This is a genomic window from Priestia sp. SRI_019, from assembly GCF_057586255.1.
The window spans coordinates 56,826-74,123 of sequence record NZ_JBYCZN010000003.1 but is presented as its reverse complement, the minus strand read 5'-3'; the positions used below and the strand labels follow the sequence as shown (position 1 = coordinate 74,123).

The window sequence follows — 17,298 nt, the reverse complement described above, 5'->3', positions numbered from 1 at the left end:
CTATATAGGTGTTCGTCCTACTCAGGTATCTATCATGCTACATATAGTAATCATACGGGACCCTCTTACTCTAGTATGGAACATTAGGTAAGAACTTACCCACCATTAAAATAGTGAAAGGAATGAGTATCATGGCAAGAAGACAAAGAAATGAAGGTTTTTCTGATTTTATGTTTGGAGCTGGGCGCAGAAAATCAAGAGAAGAAAGAGAACGAGAGGAGTGGGAACGATTATTTAAACAAATCGATGAAATTGTACTCGCCGTCGAAGAACTAGCTCCTCTTCTTAAACAGTTTGCCCCTTTAGTCGATTTATTTTCCAAACAAAAATAACAGCTCGGATTCTACCGAGCTGTTTTCTTTAGTTGTTTTCATTTTCAGCTAATGCATCTTGCTTGCCAAGCTCATAAGCGTCGTTCATTACTTTTGTTAGTAATGTCAATACCGGCTGTACGTGTTCCATTGATAACTCAACGCCTGTTTCATCTAAGATCTGTTTTGCTTCTGGCAAGTACTTCATTGCAATTTGCATGAATTGCATATTTTGCTCTTCCATAGTGAAATCTCCTTTATTAAAAACATTTATTCCTCCTTATATTAGCGAATCTATTCTATAAGTACAACTTTCTCCTTTTAATGAAGAGGTAAAAAGAATGTTCTCATATGTTTTTTTTGCAGATAAATGCCTTCTTTAGCCGTTACTTTTGAAGAAAAATGCAGCAGTTCTTTCGCTTTCCTGCTGATTTCATATTTTTCTTGAGCTGCTTCTTCCTTCACCTCCATATGAGTAATGTTTGCTCCTGCGCTCCAAGGCTGTAACTTTTCTTCCACTAAATGAACCACTTCATATGAATATGCAGCAGTTTTACAGCGTCTAAGTGCACTGACGGCATCTTCAATGTAAATAATAAAATCCGTGCCTTCCATAATGTTAAAGGCCTCTTCGTACCCGGCAATATTTTTGGAATAGCACATTGACAAAGGCTGCCAAGGTCCGTAAAGAGTCGGCGTTCTGACAATTATAATGGGCCATCCATCATCTTTATATTTCTCTATCATTCGCTCAAAATGAACGTATAGCCTTCCTTCACTACTGTCCGGTTCTGGAATCGTTGTTTCTTCAATCTTTCGCTGCTGGTCTCCAAATACGCGCATGGTAGAAACAAACACAAATCGAATGTTGAATTGACGGCATTTGTTAAGCGCTTGAATGAGCACTTGCTGCGCTTTTTGCATTTCTTGTCTTAAAAAATCAGGATGATAAAAATCTCCTCCATCGAAATACGTAAAGTAGACAATATCCGTTTCTGAGGTAATCATATCTAATGACTCTCCTACTTCAGTCGATGCATAATTAGCGTTTCGCCCTAAGAAAAATTTCATTTCTTCCTGCAAATCATCTTCTTCTTTATGAGCAGAATGTGTATACCCTTTTACTTCTGTACCTTCGTCTAAAAAAGCCATACATAAATGAAAACCAATAAAGCGGTTTGCCCCTATTACTACTACATTTCCCATATCGCTTCCTCCAATTCTTCATTCATCATTTATTCAACAAAAAGCTTAAATCCCTATAGTTATGAAGGCCACTCATTCCTTATTTCAAAGAAGCTCACCTGTAAAAGCATCATGAACTCTTTTTTCATTTTATCTCTTATACAAAAAGCCCCTATGATATGTATAATCATAGAAGCTTTGCTTATAACACTTTTTCATGTTGTTTATAAAATTGGAGAAGGGACCGTTCAAACAAATAGTTTTTTTCCGGTAAATAAAGTGAAAGCATAATCGGAGAGTGAAGTTCTTCACGATGTAGTTCATATTTTTTACTGTGTGCAATTGGATAATGAGTAGAGGCATTAGGCGCCGTCCATATCTTCACGGGCAGCGTTGATTTTAATTCTGTAACAGAAGGGTACTCCTTAATTAACTTTGATACTTGCTTACGCTCCACTTTATAAGCTTGAGTCAAGTCCTTCGTGAATTGTTTATAAAAGAATTTATTGTTTTTTTCATGTTCTGCATGCGTATGAAGATCAATACATGGATTTAGTAAACCAGCTGATCGAACGAACGTATTCCCGTCATTTTCCATTAGCTGCAGCGCTAACAGAGCCCCCATTCCTTCAGCTAAAATATGAATTCGTTTATTTAAAATTTCTTGTTTCATTACTAAATGATAAAGTTGTTTTGCAAGGTGATATGCTTCAGGAGACCCCCAATGTCGGCCATATAAATTGGAATAAAATACTGTGTATCCTTCATCTTGTAAACATTGCAACAGCTGTGACCTTCCGCCGTGCTGAATCCATAAGCTAGTTGAACTTTCAACAAAATGATCTTTATCACCCAATACTAACACACCGAAACCATTCGGTCGTTCAGGGACATGTACGACATTCCATTGCGTATCTAAGCTAAAAAAGCGTCGATGTATCATAGCTCTTCCTCCGTAACTTACTAGTTGTTCCATACAGTGTATGATAGAACCATCAAAAAGCGCACTAGAATAATGCCTATTTCTGACTTATTGCTCTTTTGTTTCTATATGGGAACACGCCCCTTATTTATTCATAAAAAATTCAATTTCTTATTTGACTGCTATATGCTAAAATGAAATCAAACTGTACTGTAAACGAGGTGAATAGAATGCGTGTCGTAATGGCTTTTGTTTGGGGCTTTTTACTAATGAATATGGCAGTGTACGTAATCTCTGCAATGACGGGCGGTACTTACAGTTTCGCAACCGCTTCCATCCTTGGAGTAGTTTTCACGCTAGTTGTAATTTTGATTGGAGAACTGGGTGTACCGAATAAACCAGCAAATAATCATCACTAAAAAGTGTTGGCTGTAAAGCCAGCGCTTTTTTTATCTTTTGGCATAGGCTTTTCTCAGCAATTTCTTTCGTTAACTCGTATTCAAAACAAATGACTGAAGCTATTTTTTACATTTTTATACATTCATAATCATTGATTATCCCAACCTTTAACTATATAATTTTAGAATAATCAAACTATTAATTTTAGGAGTGAATACTGCTGTGACTAAAGAAAAAATTGGTTTTATCGGAACAGGCGTTATGGGTCAAAGCATGGCCGGGCATTTAATTGACGCAGGATATGAAGTCCTTGTTTATACGCGAACAAAAACTCGTGCTCAAGCACTACTTGAAAAAGGGGCCATCTGGAAAGAAACCGTTCAAGAAGTGGCTGAACAATCTGATGTTATTATCACCATGGTAGGCTATCCTCACGATGTAAAAGAGATTTATTTAGGCAAAGACGGTATTATACATAATGCAAAGAAAGGCTGCTATACAATTGATATGACAACATCAAGCCCTATCCTTGCACGTGAGATTTATCAAGCAGCAAAAGAGAAGCACATTCATGCGCTTGACGCTCCTGTTTCAGGAGGCGATATTGGAGCTCGAAACGCAACATTAGCGATTATGGTAGGAGGCGATGCTGAAGCGTTCTCTGCCGTTACGCCTATTCTTGAAAAAATGGGAACAAATATCGTTCTTCAAGGCAGCGCTGGAGCTGGTCAACACACAAAAATGTGCAATCAAATTGCTATTGCCTCCAATATGATGGGTGTATGCGAAGCGATACTTTATGCTGAAAAAGCAGGATTAGATCCGGACACCGTTCTAAAAAGTATTGAAACAGGCGCAGCGGGAAGCTGGTCATTAAGCAATTTAGCCCCTCGCATGATTAAAGGAGACTTCGAACCGGGCTTTTATATTAAACACTTTATTAAAGATATGAAGATTGCCATCGAATCAGCTGAAGAAATGGAGCTGTATACACCAGGATTAAAATTAGCAAAATCGCTTTATGAACAGCTTGAAAAACAAGGCGATGAAAATAAAGGAACGCAGGCTCTATATACCCTGTTAAAACAGCATGCCATAACTGTATAAAAACAGGCAGCTCATAATGAGCTGCCTGTTTTTATTAATAATTTACTCTTGATTTAACGAATTCATAAAGCGACTGAATGCAAGCTGTCCTTCAGCAGTTTGTTTAAACACACCTGCATGTTCTAAAATAGTCGCAAAGACTAAACCAAGCTCTTGTTGGAGAATCTCGTGAACATTTTTCTCTTCAATATGCGGATACTTTTTCTTGATGTGCTCAGCCCACTCCACGTGTTTTTGCACTTGATCATGCCTGCTGGCTAACTCGCTCAGATTATTCTGAACTAATCCTTTGGCCACTAGACTCATTTCGTCTTTTAAACGACCAGGTAAAACTGCAAGCCCCATTACTTCAATTAAACCTATATTTTCTTTTTTGATATGATGAACTTCTGCATGCGGATGATAAATGCCATCTGGATGTTTGCTGTTTGTTCGATTGTTTCGCAGTACTAAATCTAATTCGTACAAATCTCCTCTTTTCCTAGCAATAGGTGTGACTGTATTGTGAGGAGTTTGATCTGTAAAAGCTAAAATGCCAGCGCTTTGATCACTATATGATTTCCATTTCTTCAAAATAAAATCTGCTGCTTCCACTAATGGTGCAAGGTGCGGACTTTGAAGACGAACAACCGACATCGGCCAATGAACAATTCCAGCTTTCACATCTGGATGCGCTTTGAGAGAGAACAATTTATTTATTCTTGCTTTAGCCATAGGAAACTCATGATAGCCTCCTTGAAAGTGATCATGCGTTAAAATGGACCCTCCTACAATGGGTAAATCTGCATTTGACCCTAAAAAGTAATGTGGGAATTGTTCAACAAAGGCAAGCAGCCGCTCAAACGTTTGCTTTGAAATATGCATAGGTGTATGCTCACTCGCAAAAACAATAGCATGCTCATTATAATAAACATACGGTGAAAACTGCATGTACCACATCTCTTCCTGCAATTCCACAGGAATAATCCGATGATTTTGACGAGCTGGGTGGTTAATACGACCTGCATAACCAGCATTTTCTTTACAGAGAAGACACAGCGGATAGTTGCTTTCCTTCAACGATTTGCTTGCTGCAATTGCTTTTGGATCTTTTTCCGGCTTAGACAAATTAATCGTAATTTCAAGCTCTCCAAAATCAGTGTTTGTTACCCATCTTTCGTTTTTAGCAATTCGATCTTGGCGAATGTAGTGAATGTCTTTTGACAGCTTATAATAGTAGCTTGTGGCTTTTTGAGGACTTTGTTGATAATAATCATAAAATAGTCGATTAACCTCTGACGGCATGCTTGCAAAGCATCCCATTATTTTGGTATCGAATAAATCTCTATACGTGATAGAATTCTCGGCAATTCGATTGTTTTTGGCAGCCCAATCAAGCATGTTGTCTAAAATAGCAGCTGGATGTTCCAGACGTTCTTGTTTGACTTTTACCATGATGTATTCATCGAGCTTTAACACTTCCAGCAGTTTATTTCTCACCACATCTATATCCCATTTTGTTAATAGATTCTTTTGCAGACCATATTGAATAAGTCGGGTGATTTCTTCATGAATGTTGACTGACATACACTCGTTCCTTTCTCTATCTGTTTTTTCTTATACTGCTTCTAATGTGAGTTCACGCGCTCCTTCTCCAACGGTAACCACGTAAAATTCAGCTTCTAAACTTGTTTTCTTGTAGTAGGCTTCTTTTACTTCCTCAATAAACCTATCAACCTGTGCTTTTTTTACGATGCTGATTGTACAGCCCCCAAAGCCTGCACCTGTCATGCGTGATCCAATCACGCCTTCTTGCAGCCAAGCTGCTTCTACAAGAGCATCTAGTTCTTTTCCGCTTACTTCATAGTCATCTCTCAGCGAACGGTGCGACTCATTCATCAATTGACCAAACCCTTTTAAATCACCGTTTTGCAATTTAGCAACCGCTTCTTTTGTGCGTTCATTTTCATATACCGCATGTTTAGCGCGCTTACAATCTACTTCGTTTTGTATCAAAGATTTATGCTTTTCAAATTGTTCTTTGGTTAAATCACCAAGCGAATTAATGGAAAGTGACGTTTGTAAATCTGACAGCGCTCTTTCACACTCCATACGGCGCTCATTATATTTTGAATCTGCCAGCCCTCTTCGCTTATTTGTGTTAGAAATAACGAGCACAGCATCTGTTAACTGCAGCGAGCTATACTGGTATTCAAGAGTTTGACAGTTTAACAATACGGCTTGATTTTCTTTTCCCATTCCAATTGCAAACTGATCCATAATCCCGCAGCTTACGCCGATAAATTCATTTTCAGCTTGCTGCGCCATTTTTACAAGGTCCATCATATCGATATTCAATTCAAGAATTTTATTTAAAAGTACGCATGTGACTAACTCAATTGATGCGGATGATGAAAGCCCTGCTCCATTAGGAATGTTGCCAAAAAACAAGATATCAAAACCAAAAGGAAGGTCATATCCGTGCTTTTTAAAGGTATCCATTACTCCTTTTGGATAATTAGCCCAATCATCTTCGATTTTGTACGTTAATTGCTCTAAAGAGGATTCAATAACGCCTGCTTCAGAGAAGTTTTTAGAGTACATACGTATTTGTCGATCGTGACGTTTTTGTACTACCGCATACGTTCCTATACTCAATGAACAAGGAAAAACATGCCCTCCATTATAATCAGTATGTTCTCCAATTAAATTGACACGTCCTGGCGCAAAAAAGCAGCGAATAGCTTCTGACGAATGAAATATTTGTTTGAACTCTTCGATTAATTTTCCCAGCATTTATTATCACCTATTTTAAGTAGTTTTTTGGAAACGGATTCATATGTACATTGTAAAGTCCAATTTTCCTTGCCTCAATGGTAAAATTACTATCGATAATCGGTACTTTTTTGCTTATCCCTTTAAAAATGATTCTTTTGAATTGACGATGAACTACTCTTGCGCCAAAAAGGTGTTATCTTTATGTGAGCCTTGACTTGCAAATTATAAGAAAATAATAGATTTAGAGACATTCCCTAAAAATAATCACGATATTTTCAAAAAATTATAGAAAAATGAAAGCGATTACGTTAAAGTAAGAATTAAGTACTACTTTATTTCAAAAAGAAGGTGAAAATTTGCTCTCACATTTCCAAGCTCAAGAATATTCAACGTACGCATACAGGTTTTTAGAATCCCGCACAAATGAAGTTGCGCAGCTATGGTCTGTTGGGTGGGATGAAGTTTTCTCTCCCCTTTATAACTGGAGCGGAAATCAGCGAAAAGACGTAGGGAAATATATTTTTCAATACACGGTTTCTGGATACGGAATGATTGAAATAGATGGACAAGAATATAAAGTGGATGCTGGGAAAGCATTCATCGTCAATATACCTGGAAATTATCGCTATTACTTACCAAAGGAAAGTGAAAACTGGGAGTTTATTTTTCTTACATTATACGGAGATGAAGTACAAAAATGCTGGGATTATATTCAGTCAACCCACTCCCCTGTAATACGGTTTCATCCTGAATCAGCACCTGTTCAGCTGCTTGCTCAAATATATAAGCGGGCAAGTGAAAAACATATAGCAGATCCATTTCATGCCTCAAGCTTATCTTACCGCTTTGTAATGGAGCTGTACCAATATATTAAAAGCATGGACAGTTTTACAGAAGATTGGCCTGAAAGTATCATTAGCTCTATTTTATTTGCCCGTAATCATTATCATGAAGAAATCGGTCCGGATGAAATGGCAGATGCAGCTCATTTATCTCGCTATCATTTTAGCCGGTTATTCAAACAAACGACTGGGATTACGCCGATTCAATACTTAACGAAGCTTCGCATTCAAAAAGCGGCCGAGCTACTGCATCAAACCAAGTACTCAATCGAAGAAATTGCTGAAAACGTCGGCTATGCAAATGCCAATTATTTAACAAAAGTATTTCGCAAAACGACCAATATGACACCCGGGCAGTATCGAAAAAGTGATGCATCCATTGATGAGCACTTTGCATTGCCAAAATAAAAACGACTTCCATAAAAGGAAGTCGTTTTTATTTTTTATCGGGAATTTCTACTACTACAGAACCTTTTTCGTAAATAAAAGTCAATTTTTTACCCGGGATAATCATATTTTCTAAAATATCTCGTGCAGCTTGAAGTGCAAACTCTGTCCGTTCTGCCTTTTCCTGCACTTCTTCATTTTCAGCTTGAAGATCATTTTTATCCAGCGCTCTTATTTTAGTTAATGCCTGATCTATAAAATCGTATGCTTCGTCATATATAAGCTCTATACGGTCCTTCATGTGCTCATTCATGCTCCTTTGCCCATTTTGTATTATCATAAATGAATTAGATATATTCTACAACCTAAAACTGAATAAGTTTTTACACTTAGCTCTCACGTATTTTCTTTTATTTATTTTAAAAGGAGAGCTGCTTTTGATAGCAAAAAAAGACCATTCAGTTTATCATGAATGATCTTTTTAGGAAACTTATACGCTGACAACAAACTCATCATCTTTTACATCAACTGTCACTTGACTATAATCTTCAATTTGCCCTGCAATTAATTCTCTAGCAATTTTTGTTTCAATATATTTTTGAATAAACCTTTTTAAAGGGCGAGCTCCGTATACCGGATCAAACCCGGAGGCTGCAATATAATTTTTTGCTTCTTCTGTTAACGTTAACGAAATATGACGATCGGATAAACGCTTTTCAAGCTGAAGCAATAGCTTATCGATAATCCCTTTTACTTCATGAACAGTTAGCGGTTTGAATAAAATAGTGTCGTCTACTCGATTTAAGAATTCTGGACGAAAATGCTGTCTCAATTGAGCCATCACTTGCTCTCTGGCGTTTTCAGTAATCTCGCCTTCACTTGTTAAACCGTCTAATAAAAATTGAGAACCGATATTCGACGTCATAATAATAACTGTATTTTTAAAATCAATGACTTTTCCTTTTGAATCTGTCGCTCTTCCATCATCTAGTATTTGAAGGAGCACATTAAATACTTCGGGATGGGCTTTTTCAATTTCATCCAACAAAACGACTGAATAAGGCTTGCGTCTTACCGCTTCCGTTAGCTGCCCGCCTTCTTCGTATCCTACGTAGCCAGGAGGAGCTCCTATGAGCCTAGAGACCGCATGCTTTTCCATGTACTCAGACATATCAATCCGAACCATTTGTTCTTCACTGTCAAATAAAGAATGTGCCAACGTTTTGGCTAGCTCCGTTTTTCCTACTCCGGTAGGTCCTAGGAAAATAAATGATCCAATCGGACGGTTCGGGTCTTTAATGCCTGCCCGTGCACGAATCACAGCATCCGTCACTAAGGATACGGCTTCGTCTTGTCCAATTACACGCTGCTGTAAAATTGACTCAAGCTTCAACAGCTTTTCTCTTTCTCCTTCAACTAGTTTTGATACCGGAATTCCCGTCCATCTTCCTACAATTTCAGCAATTTCTTCTTCTGTTACTTCTTCTCTTAACAAACGGTTTTCTTGTGCTTTTTCAGCTGCTGTTTCTTCCAGCTGTTTTAGTTCTTTTTCAAGAGCTGGAATGCGTCCGTGGCGAAGTTCAGCTGCTTTATTTAAATCATATTTCCCTTCAGCTTCTTCTAGGTCTCGCTTCGCTTTTTCAAGCTGCTCCCGAACATCTTGCACCGTTTGAATCGACTGCTTTTCTTTTTCCCACTGCAGCTTCATTGTATCTGCACGCTCTTTTAAATCAGAGACTTCTTTTCGAATTGCCTCTAACCTTGTGATGCTTGCTTGATCTGTTTCTTTACTTAATGCCGCTTCTTCAATTTCGAGCTGCATGACACGTCGTGTTACTTCATCTAATTCTGATGGCATCGAATCAATTTCTGTTCGAATGGTTGCGCATGCTTCATCAATTAAATCAATTGCTTTATCAGGTAAAAAGCGGTCTGAGATATAACGATCAGACATAACCGCTGCTGAAACAATCGCTCGGTCATGAATGTTTACACCGTGATGAATCTCAAATCGTTCTTTTAAACCACGCAAAATAGAGATTGTATCTTCTACTGAAGGTTCTTCAACCAGCACCTGTTGAAAGCGTCTTTCAAGCGCTGGATCTTTTTCAATATACTGACGGTACTCATCAAGAGTTGTAGCTCCTATACAGTGAAGTTCTCCTCTAGCAAGCATTGGTTTTAAAATATTCCCTGCATCCATCGCTCCATCCGTACGGCCTGCGCCAACGATTGTATGAAGCTCGTCAATGAATAAAAGAATTTGACCGTTGCTTTTCTTAACTTCTTGAAGAACAGCTTTTAAACGCTCTTCAAATTCTCCCCTGAATTTCGCTCCTGCTACTAAAGCTCCCATATCTAATGAAAAGATGGTTTTATCTTTTAATCCTTCAGGCACATCTCTACGAACAATACGCTGTGCTAGACCTTCAACAATCGCTGTTTTACCAACGCCAGGTTCTCCAATCAAAACTGGATTGTTTTTTGTTTTTCGCGATAAAATGCGGATAACGCGGCGAATTTCTCCATCTCGTCCAATGACGGGATCAATGTTCCCTGCTCGTACTTCTGCTACTAAGTCTCTTCCATATTTAGCTAACGCTTCATATGTAACTTCTGGGTTTTGGCTTGTAATACGCTGATTCCCTCGAAGATTAGTAAGCACATCTTGCAAGGCTTTTTTTGTTACACCGTGACTTGAAAATAACTTGCCATATTCACTAGAAGAAGGTTCCTGGGCTAACGCTAAAAAGATATGTTCAACTGAAACATAATCATCTTGCAGACGAGATGCTTCTTCTTGAGCTTTAACAAACAGCTGCTGAAGTTTATTTGTAATATAAACCTTCCCTGCTTCAGCACCGCTTCCTGTAACGGCTGGTTTTTTCGCAAGCAATTGATTTACCTGCTGCTGAAAAGATTGATGATCGATATGTAAATGATCTAATATGCGAGGAGCAATACCATCTTGCTGATGAATGAGCGTATAAAGCAAATGAGCAATATCGACTTCCTGCTGATTTCGTTTAATAGCTTCGGACTGCGCTTCCATCACGCCTTCTTGCAATTTTTGGGTCATTTTATTTATATCCATTAAACATCCTCCTTCGATACATTTGACCTTTATTGACCTTTATTTCATTATACCCAGCAATAGGAAAACAAGTAAAGCCATTCAATTTAGAATGGCTTCTTTATTTTTCACTATTAAGGCTTGCGCGTATATGTCCAGTGGCGATCATCGTTTGCCGTCTCTGGAAAACGCTCTCCTGCTTTTAATTTAACCTTTTGAGGATTATTTACGTTACTTCCTGTTTCACCAATTTCAATATACACTCCGTTATTAGGAGCTTTTTGACCTGGTGTAAAATGACGATTTTGTCCCATTGTCCTGCCTCCTCATTCCTGAAATGAAATGTTCTCCTATACTATTCCCTTAAGATTTCTGTTTCATAATGGAGATGTTTTCATATTAGGAAGAGAAAAAGAGCAGACCTTTAGATCCGCCCTTTTGTATCAATGAGTAAATTTAATAGCTTGTTCGATTTCAGTTTCTCCAGCTAACATTTCAAACGTTTTTCCTATCGTAGCTTCTTCGTTCAGACATTCTACAAGCACGGTTGCTACATCCGCTCGAGGAATCGTCTGAGATTTATCTTGAATATCATTATTGATATCAATTTTCCCAGTAGCTTGATCATTCGATAAAGTTCCTGGTCGTACAATTGTATACTGCAGATTAGACTGCTTTAGGTATTCATCCGCTATCGCTTTCGCACGCAGGTAAAGCTGTAAGCCTTCTGGTCCTTGTTCAGGTGTGTCTGTTCCCATTGAACTTAACATAACAAAGCGCTTTACACCTTGATTTTTTGCTTCATCAATGATATTTTTAGCACCGTTTTGATCTACAGCGATTGTCTTTTCGTCTCCGGTATTTCCTCCAGAACCTGCTGCAAATATGACAGCGTCCATACCTCTTAAAGCATCTGAAACATCTTGCTCCAAGTCACCAAGTACAATGTTAGCGCCCAGCTTTTTTAAAGCGTCTGCTTGTTTTTCGTCGCGAATCATCGCATAAGCTTCGTGCTGTGTGCTGTTTGCGACTTTTTCTACCACTTGTTTTCCCGTTGTTCCGTTTGCTCCAACAACTAATACTTTCATCATAAATCACCTTTCGTTCTGTTTAGTATACAATTGGTGTTCCCACAATTAATTCCCTTTAAACAAAGAAACCTTTCTGAGAATATCAGAAAGGTTTTTTTCTTAGCCTAAAATTGCTTGAAGCAAAGCTTTTTGTACATGCATACGATTTCCAGCCTGCTGAAAGACAACAGAATTTGGTCCATCAATAATGCTTGCTGTTACTTCTTCTTCACGATGCGCAGGCAAGCAGTGTAGAAATAAATAGTCTGACTTAGCATAGGCAGCTAGCTCTTCATTTACTTGATAAGGAGCAAATATTTTCAAGCGCTGCTGTGCTTCTTCTTCCTGTCCCATACTTGTCCATACGTCTGCATAAATAGCATCGGCATTTTTCACAGCCTCTACAGGATCTTTTGTAATCGTAACCTTTGCCCCTGTTGTAGCAGCTATTTTATTAACATAAGCTGTTACAAAGTCTTTTGGCTCATATCCATCAGGGCATCCAATTGAAATATCTATCCCCATTTTTGCACATGCAATCATTAACGAATGCGCTACATTATTTCCGTCTCCAACGTAAGCTACTTTTAGCCCTTCAAATGATTTCTTGTGCTCGTAAATCGTTAATAAATCAGCTAGAGCTTGACAAGGATGATAATCATCTGTCAAACCATTAATAACGGGAATGGATGCGTAATCTGCAAGCTCTTCGATCTTGCTGTGTTCAAACGTACGAATCATTATAGCATCGATGAATTCAGATAGTACGCGCGCTGTATCAGCAATCGTTTCTCCGCGTCCAATCTGTAAATCCTGGCTGCTTAAAAAGAGGGCGTTTCCTCCAAGCTGCATCATTCCCGCTTCAAATGAGACTCTTGTTCTTGTTGAAGATTTTTCAAAAATGAGCCCCAGCGTTTTTCCTTTTAACGATGTTACGATTTCACCATTTTTATGCTTTTCTTTCAGCTCAATGGCGCTTTCCAAAAGTGACATAATATCGTCTGATGATAAATCTTTAAGCGTAAGCAAATCTTTTCCTTTTAAATTGGTATTTACCGATACTGTACTCATGATACTGTCACTTCCTTTTTAGTTTTTTGAAACCATTCTTGCAGTGATGAAACGTGATATTCATCTACTTGGAACGATTGGAAAAATAGCGAAGCCGTTTCTGCCTCCGTCATAACCATTAAACCGTGTTTTAACGCTGACATACGGCTTTCTTTATCTTCAGGCTGTAAACTTACATATAATAAAGCTTCTTTCGTTTTCACCCATTCACTAACTTCTTTATCTTTAACAAGAGTTAAGCCCGCGCTTTGCACAAGTTCTTCAAGGCCCTGCGCTTCTCCGTTGATATACACTTCTGCAGCACCTTTTTTACTTAACACATACTGATGGAATACTTTTTTTGCTGCTTCTTCAATCGTTGAAGAAATCGCAATTCCTTCACCAGTTGACTTCATCTCCGGTCCAACAAGTGGATCAACTCCTGATAATTTACTTGTCGAAAACACTGGAAACTTGATAGTTGTGTAAGCTGGATCCGGCAATAAACCTAGCTTTTCACTAATTTCCGACAATGATTTCCCAAGCAATATTTGAGTTGATAGCGAAACAAGCGGCGTGTTGCACACTTTGCTTACTACAGGGACTGTACGGCTGGCACGCGGATTAACTTCCAGCATGTAGACTTCATCGTTGTAAATAACATATTGGATATTCATAATCCCTTTATATTGAAGTTTGTTTACAATTTTTTGAGCGTAGCTCACTATTTTTTCTTTATGTGCTGCTTCTACTGTTTTTGCTGGTAAAAGCGCATAGCTGTCTCCTGAATGAACGCCGGCTTTTTCAATATGTTCAACGATTGTCGGAATCAACACATCTTTTCCGTCTGCTACCACATCAACTTCTGCTTCTTTTCCAGGGAAGTAAGCATCAATAAGCATTGGGAAATGAGACGCTTTAATAGCCGGTAAACAAGCCTGAAGCTCGGTTTCGTTTTGAATTGTCAGCATACCTTTTCCGCCAATCACGTAAGAAGGACGAATGAGTAATGGGAATCCCATATCTTTTGCTTTTTGTACAAGTTCTTTCGCATCTTTCGCCATTTCACCTGGAATATGAGGAATATCACAGTCATCTAAGAGCTTATAAAACAGGTCACGATCTTCAAGTGCATCAATGACATCATTTGTAATACCTAATAAATTAACGCCAGCTTCTTCTAGACCTTTAACAAGCGAAATAGCTGTTTGACCTCCGTATTGAACAATTACATCCGTCACATTTTCAGCATCAAGAACATTTAATACGTCTTCTACTGTTACAGGTTCGAAATATAAGCGATCTGCTACTTCAAAATCCGTACTTACCGTTTCTGGATTATTGTTAATTAAAATCGTTTCGTATCCTTCTTTTTCAAGAGCTAGCACACCGTGTACAGAGCTGTAGTCGAACTCTACTCCTTGCCCAATACGAATGGGTCCAGAACCGATAATCGCAACTTTTTTATTCGTTGATGGTTCAATCTCACTTTCGCCGTAGTAACTAGAGTAGAAATAAGCCGTTGAAGATTCAAACTCCGCTGCACATGTATCCACCATTTTATAGCTTGGCGTAATATGTAATGCTTTACGTTTCGCTCTTACGTCAAGTTCTGGCACATTCCATACGTTTGCTAGATACGCATCTGTAAAACCATGCTCCTTCACTTGTTTAAAGTGTTCAGCTGTAATCGAATCAAAACGTACTTCTTTTAAAGAGGCTTCCATTTTAATCAGCTGTGCAAAGTGTGTTAAATAGAAATAATCAATTTGTGTTACTTCATGGATATACTCAGACGTTGTGCCTCGGCGTAAAAGCTCAAGGATAACAAAAATACGCTCATCGCTTTGTTCGCCCAGCTTGCTTTTTAATTCATCTGTTGAAAGTTCTTGCAGTTCTTCTACTTCTAATCCTTGTAAGTCAATTTCTAAAGAAGATAATGCCTTTTGGAAGCTACGTGTAAAGTTACGGTCAATAGCCATTACTTCTCCAGTTGCTTTCATTTGGGTGCCAAGCGTTCTTTCAGCGTAGAAAAACTTGTCAAACGGCCACCTTGGAAATTTCACTACTACATAGTCAAGAGCAGGTTCAAAGCTTGCATACGTGTCTCCTGTCACAGGATTTAATAACTCATGAAGCGTGTAGCCTACCGATAGCTTTGCAGCAATTTTAGCAATTGGATAGCCAGTTGCTTTTGATGCAAGAGCAGACGAACGGCTCACACGCGGATTTACTTCAATTAAATAGTACTGCTTGCTTTTTGGATCAAGCGCAAACTGAATGTTGCAACCGCCAATAATGCCAAGCGATGAAATAATTTTAACTGAAGCAGAGCGAAGCATTTGATATTCCACGTCTGTTAGTGTTTGAGAAGGAGCAACGACTACCGAATCTCCAGTATGGACGCCTACGGGATCGATGTTTTCCATATTACAAATTGTGATGCACGTATTGTTTACGTCGCGCATAACCTCATACTCAACTTCTTTAAATCCAGCGATGCTTTTTTCAATTAAGCACTGAGTAATAGCACTTTCACGCAAACCTGACGCTGAAAGCTTTTCAAGCTCTTCCATAGAATGAGCAATTCCTCCGCCCGTTCCGCCTAATGTATAAGCAGGACGTACAATAACAGGAAAACCAATTTTCTTGGCAAAAGCTAACGCTTCTTCTACTTTTGTAACAACTTCACTTTCCGGCACCGGTTCATTCAGTTCATTCATCAATGCGCGGAACTCTTCACGGCTTTCACCTTTTTTGATTGATTCAATCGGTGTTCCTAAAAGTTTCACATCGTATTTCGGCAAAATGTTTTGTTCATGAAGCTCAAGGGCTAAGTTTAAACCCGTCTGTCCGCCTAATGTTGCTAACAAACCATCCGGCTTTTCTTTTGCAATAATTTTCTCCACACAGTCTACTGTTAATGGTTCAAAATAGATTCGATCTGCTACGTGAGTGTCCGTCATAATGGTAGCTGGATTATTATTGATTAAGATAACTTCGTAACCTTCTTCTTTTAATGACAAGCATGCCTGAGTTCCTGAATAATCAAATTCTGCTGCTTGCCCAATTACGATTGGTCCTGATCCGATTACTAAAATCTTTTTTAACGTTTGGTCTTTAGGCATATACTTTTCCGCTCCCTACTTGCTGTACTTTCGTCATAAATTCATCAAAGATATACGTGCTGTCACTTGGTCCAGGATGTGCTTCTGGATGGTATTGAACTGACATAACAGGAAGGTCTTTATGCATTAAACCTTCAACCGATCCGTCATTCACATTTTTAAATCGAACGTTTAATGGCGTAGACGTAATCGTCTGTTCGTCTACGACATAGCTGTGATTTTGAGACGTCATACACACTTTGTTATTCGTTAAATCAATTACAGGCTGATTAGCTCCTCGGTGACCGAACGCCAGCTTTTTGGTTTGTGCCCCAAAAGCAAGCCCAATTAACTGATGTCCAAAGCAAATTCCTAAAGTTGGATACGATGAAATAATTTCTTTTAATTCATCCAGCTGACTGCTCACTTGGGTTGGATCTCCAGGTCCGTTTGATAAGACAATGCCATCCGGCTGCAGCTCTTTTACTTGTGAAGAGCTTGTAGAATAAGGAACAACTGTTACTTTGCACTCTCGATTTAACAGCTCTTGTAAAATTGATTTTTTATAGCCAAAGTCCATTAATACAACGTGTTTTTCACCGTTTCCGTAAGTAACAGGCTCTTTTGTTGATACTTCTTTTACTACATATCCATCGCATTCAGCAGTAAATGCTGGCGGCTCAGCAGATGTCGAAAAGGCAGATTGCATCGTACCTTCTTTTCGAATTCGTTTTACGACCGCTCTCGTATCCACATGTGTAATAAGCGGAATGTTCCATTTCTTTAAATATTGTTTAAAGCTGTACATGGCTTCGTAATGGAACCCTTCATCTGAACATTCGTATACGACAACGCCTGCTACATGAGGCTTTTTGCTTTCATAATCTTTTTCATTGATACCATAGTTCCCAATCAAAGGGTACGTAAAGACGATAATTTGATCTTTGTAAGATGGATCAGTCACAACTTCTTGATAACCAGTCATTCCAGTAAAGAAAACAATTTCTCCTTCTGCCTGGTGCGTTGCTGTATGTTCAATGTGTCCGGCGAACGAATCGCCGTTTGCTAAGTGTAAATATCCGTTCATT

The 17,298-nt window shown here is 38.6% G+C and carries 16 protein-coding genes; 4 read left to right on the top strand and 12 right to left on the bottom strand.

What is annotated here, in order from left to right:
• Nucleotides 1–131 precede the first annotated feature (131 nt).
• Nucleotides 132–332, top strand: coding sequence for a hypothetical protein (locus AC2YJL_RS18730; RefSeq protein WP_025749899.1), 201 nt, complete (start codon nucleotides 132–134; stop codon nucleotides 330–332).
• Nucleotides 333–360: 28 nt separating this feature from the next.
• Here AC2YJL_RS18730 and AC2YJL_RS18725 read toward each other — a convergent pair whose 3' ends face one another.
• The 3 genes from AC2YJL_RS18725 to AC2YJL_RS18715 form a co-directional block, all read right to left on the bottom strand.
• Nucleotides 361–555, bottom strand: coding sequence for a ComZ family protein (locus AC2YJL_RS18725; protein WP_013081746.1), 195 nt, complete (start codon nucleotides 553–555; stop codon nucleotides 361–363).
• Nucleotides 556–632: 77 nt separating this feature from the next.
• Nucleotides 633–1,517: an NAD-dependent epimerase/dehydratase family protein gene (locus tag AC2YJL_RS18720; protein WP_028407462.1), complete on the bottom strand. Its 885-nt coding sequence runs from the start codon at nucleotides 1,515–1,517 to the stop codon at nucleotides 633–635.
• A gap of 181 nt (nucleotides 1,518–1,698) precedes the next feature.
• Nucleotides 1,699–2,439, bottom strand: a complete 741-nt coding sequence (locus AC2YJL_RS18715) for a hypothetical protein (RefSeq protein WP_013081744.1) — start codon at nucleotides 2,437–2,439, stop codon at nucleotides 1,699–1,701.
• Between the two features lie 209 nt (nucleotides 2,440–2,648).
• Here AC2YJL_RS18715 and AC2YJL_RS18710 point away from each other — a divergent pair, with 209 nt between their 5' ends.
• Both AC2YJL_RS18710 and AC2YJL_RS18705 read left to right on the top strand, forming a co-directional pair.
• Nucleotides 2,649–2,837 (top strand): YjzD family protein, encoded by a 189-nt coding sequence (locus AC2YJL_RS18710; RefSeq protein ID WP_013055400.1) that lies wholly within the window; start codon nucleotides 2,649–2,651, stop codon nucleotides 2,835–2,837.
• 202 nt (nucleotides 2,838–3,039) lie between these two features.
• Nucleotides 3,040–3,924, top strand: a complete 885-nt coding sequence (locus AC2YJL_RS18705; protein ID WP_230931782.1) for an NAD(P)-dependent oxidoreductase — start codon at nucleotides 3,040–3,042, stop codon at nucleotides 3,922–3,924.
• A gap of 42 nt (nucleotides 3,925–3,966) precedes the next feature.
• Here the strand turns inward: AC2YJL_RS18705 and galT are convergent, their stop codons facing one another.
• Nucleotides 3,967–5,490 (bottom strand): UDP-glucose--hexose-1-phosphate uridylyltransferase, encoded by a 1,524-nt coding sequence (gene galT / locus AC2YJL_RS18700; RefSeq protein ID WP_230931781.1) that lies wholly within the window; start codon nucleotides 5,488–5,490, stop codon nucleotides 3,967–3,969.
• A gap of 30 nt (nucleotides 5,491–5,520) precedes the next feature.
• Nucleotides 5,521–6,699, bottom strand: coding sequence for a galactokinase (locus AC2YJL_RS18695; RefSeq protein WP_230931780.1), 1,179 nt, complete (start codon nucleotides 6,697–6,699; stop codon nucleotides 5,521–5,523).
• A gap of 338 nt (nucleotides 6,700–7,037) precedes the next feature.
• Here AC2YJL_RS18695 and AC2YJL_RS18690 point away from each other — a divergent pair, with 338 nt between their 5' ends.
• Complete coding sequence (locus AC2YJL_RS18690) at nucleotides 7,038–7,931, top strand: helix-turn-helix domain-containing protein (RefSeq protein WP_013081740.1); 894 nt, start codon at nucleotides 7,038–7,040, stop codon at nucleotides 7,929–7,931.
• A gap of 28 nt (nucleotides 7,932–7,959) precedes the next feature.
• On the opposite strand, the gene AC2YJL_RS18685 is transcribed toward AC2YJL_RS18690, so the two are convergent.
• The 7 genes from AC2YJL_RS18685 to AC2YJL_RS18655 form a co-directional block, all read right to left on the bottom strand.
• Entirely contained in the window at nucleotides 7,960–8,211 is a 252-nt protein-coding gene (locus AC2YJL_RS18685; RefSeq protein WP_014461601.1) for a hypothetical protein, read from the bottom strand.
• Nucleotides 8,212–8,400: 189 nt separating this feature from the next.
• Entirely contained in the window at nucleotides 8,401–11,004 is a 2,604-nt protein-coding gene (clpB, locus tag AC2YJL_RS18680; protein WP_251567133.1) for an ATP-dependent chaperone ClpB, read from the bottom strand.
• Between the two features lie 113 nt (nucleotides 11,005–11,117).
• A complete protein-coding gene (locus AC2YJL_RS18675; RefSeq protein WP_195695372.1) occupies nucleotides 11,118–11,297 on the bottom strand; it encodes a YjzC family protein in 180 nt (59 codons plus the stop codon).
• 129 nt (nucleotides 11,298–11,426) lie between these two features.
• On the bottom strand, nucleotides 11,427–12,071 hold the full coding sequence (locus AC2YJL_RS18670; protein WP_251568326.1) for an SDR family oxidoreductase: 645 nt from the start codon (nucleotides 12,069–12,071) through the stop codon (nucleotides 11,427–11,429).
• A 102-nt stretch (nucleotides 12,072–12,173) separates the two neighbouring features.
• The gene (gene argF / locus AC2YJL_RS18665; RefSeq protein WP_195695374.1) at nucleotides 12,174–13,124 is read right to left on the bottom strand and encodes an ornithine carbamoyltransferase; all 951 of its coding nucleotides are present in this window, start codon (nucleotides 13,122–13,124) and stop codon (nucleotides 12,174–12,176) included.
• Nucleotides 13,121–16,231 carry a carbamoyl-phosphate synthase (glutamine-hydrolyzing) large subunit gene (gene carB, locus AC2YJL_RS18660; RefSeq protein ID WP_230931778.1) on the bottom strand — a complete coding sequence of 1,037 codons (3,111 nt, stop codon included), beginning with the start codon at nucleotides 16,229–16,231 and terminating at the stop codon, nucleotides 13,121–13,123. Before carB ends, argF begins: the two co-directional genes overlap by 4 nt.
• Nucleotides 16,224–17,297: a carbamoyl phosphate synthase small subunit gene (locus tag AC2YJL_RS18655; RefSeq protein WP_121944379.1), complete on the bottom strand. Its 1,074-nt coding sequence runs from the start codon at nucleotides 17,295–17,297 to the stop codon at nucleotides 16,224–16,226. The genes carB and AC2YJL_RS18655 overlap by 8 nt, the downstream gene beginning before the upstream one ends.
• Nucleotide 17,298: the final 1 nt, after the last annotated feature.

What these genes read in the sequence shown, in the direction of transcription:
- AC2YJL_RS18730 (WP_025749899.1), top strand. Translation starts at nt 132, where the DNA reads ATGGCAAGAAGACAAAGAAATGAAGGTTTTTCTGATTTTATGTTTGGA.
- AC2YJL_RS18725 (WP_013081746.1), bottom strand. Translation starts at nt 555, where the DNA reads ATGGAAGAGCAAAATATGCAATTCATGCAAATTGCAATGAAGTACTTG.
- AC2YJL_RS18720 (WP_028407462.1), bottom strand. Translation starts at nt 1,517, where the DNA reads ATGGGAAATGTAGTAGTAATAGGGGCAAACCGCTTTATTGGTTTTCAT.
- AC2YJL_RS18715 (WP_013081744.1), bottom strand. Translation starts at nt 2,439, where the DNA reads ATGATACATCGACGCTTTTTTAGCTTAGATACGCAATGGAATGTCGTA.
- AC2YJL_RS18710 (WP_013055400.1), top strand. Translation starts at nt 2,649, where the DNA reads ATGCGTGTCGTAATGGCTTTTGTTTGGGGCTTTTTACTAATGAATATG.
- galT (WP_230931781.1), bottom strand. Translation starts at nt 5,490, where the DNA reads ATGTCAGTCAACATTCATGAAGAAATCACCCGACTTATTCAATATGGT.
- AC2YJL_RS18695 (WP_230931780.1), bottom strand. Translation starts at nt 6,699, where the DNA reads ATGCTGGGAAAATTAATCGAAGAGTTCAAACAAATATTTCATTCGTCA.
- AC2YJL_RS18685 (WP_014461601.1), bottom strand. Translation starts at nt 8,211, where the DNA reads ATGAAGGACCGTATAGAGCTTATATATGACGAAGCATACGATTTTATA.
- clpB (WP_251567133.1), bottom strand. Translation starts at nt 11,004, where the DNA reads ATGGATATAAATAAAATGACCCAAAAATTGCAAGAAGGCGTGATGGAA.
- AC2YJL_RS18675 (WP_195695372.1), bottom strand. Translation starts at nt 11,297, where the DNA reads ATGGGACAAAATCGTCATTTTACACCAGGTCAAAAAGCTCCTAATAAC.
- AC2YJL_RS18670 (WP_251568326.1), bottom strand. Translation starts at nt 12,071, where the DNA reads ATGAAAGTATTAGTTGTTGGAGCAAACGGAACAACGGGAAAACAAGTG.
- argF (WP_195695374.1), bottom strand. Translation starts at nt 13,124, where the DNA reads ATGAGTACAGTATCGGTAAATACCAATTTAAAAGGAAAAGATTTGCTT.
- carB (WP_230931778.1), bottom strand. Translation starts at nt 16,231, where the DNA reads ATGCCTAAAGACCAAACGTTAAAAAAGATTTTAGTAATCGGATCAGGA.
- AC2YJL_RS18655 (WP_121944379.1), bottom strand. Translation starts at nt 17,297, where the DNA reads ATGAACGGATATTTACACTTAGCAAACGGCGATTCGTTCGCCGGACAC.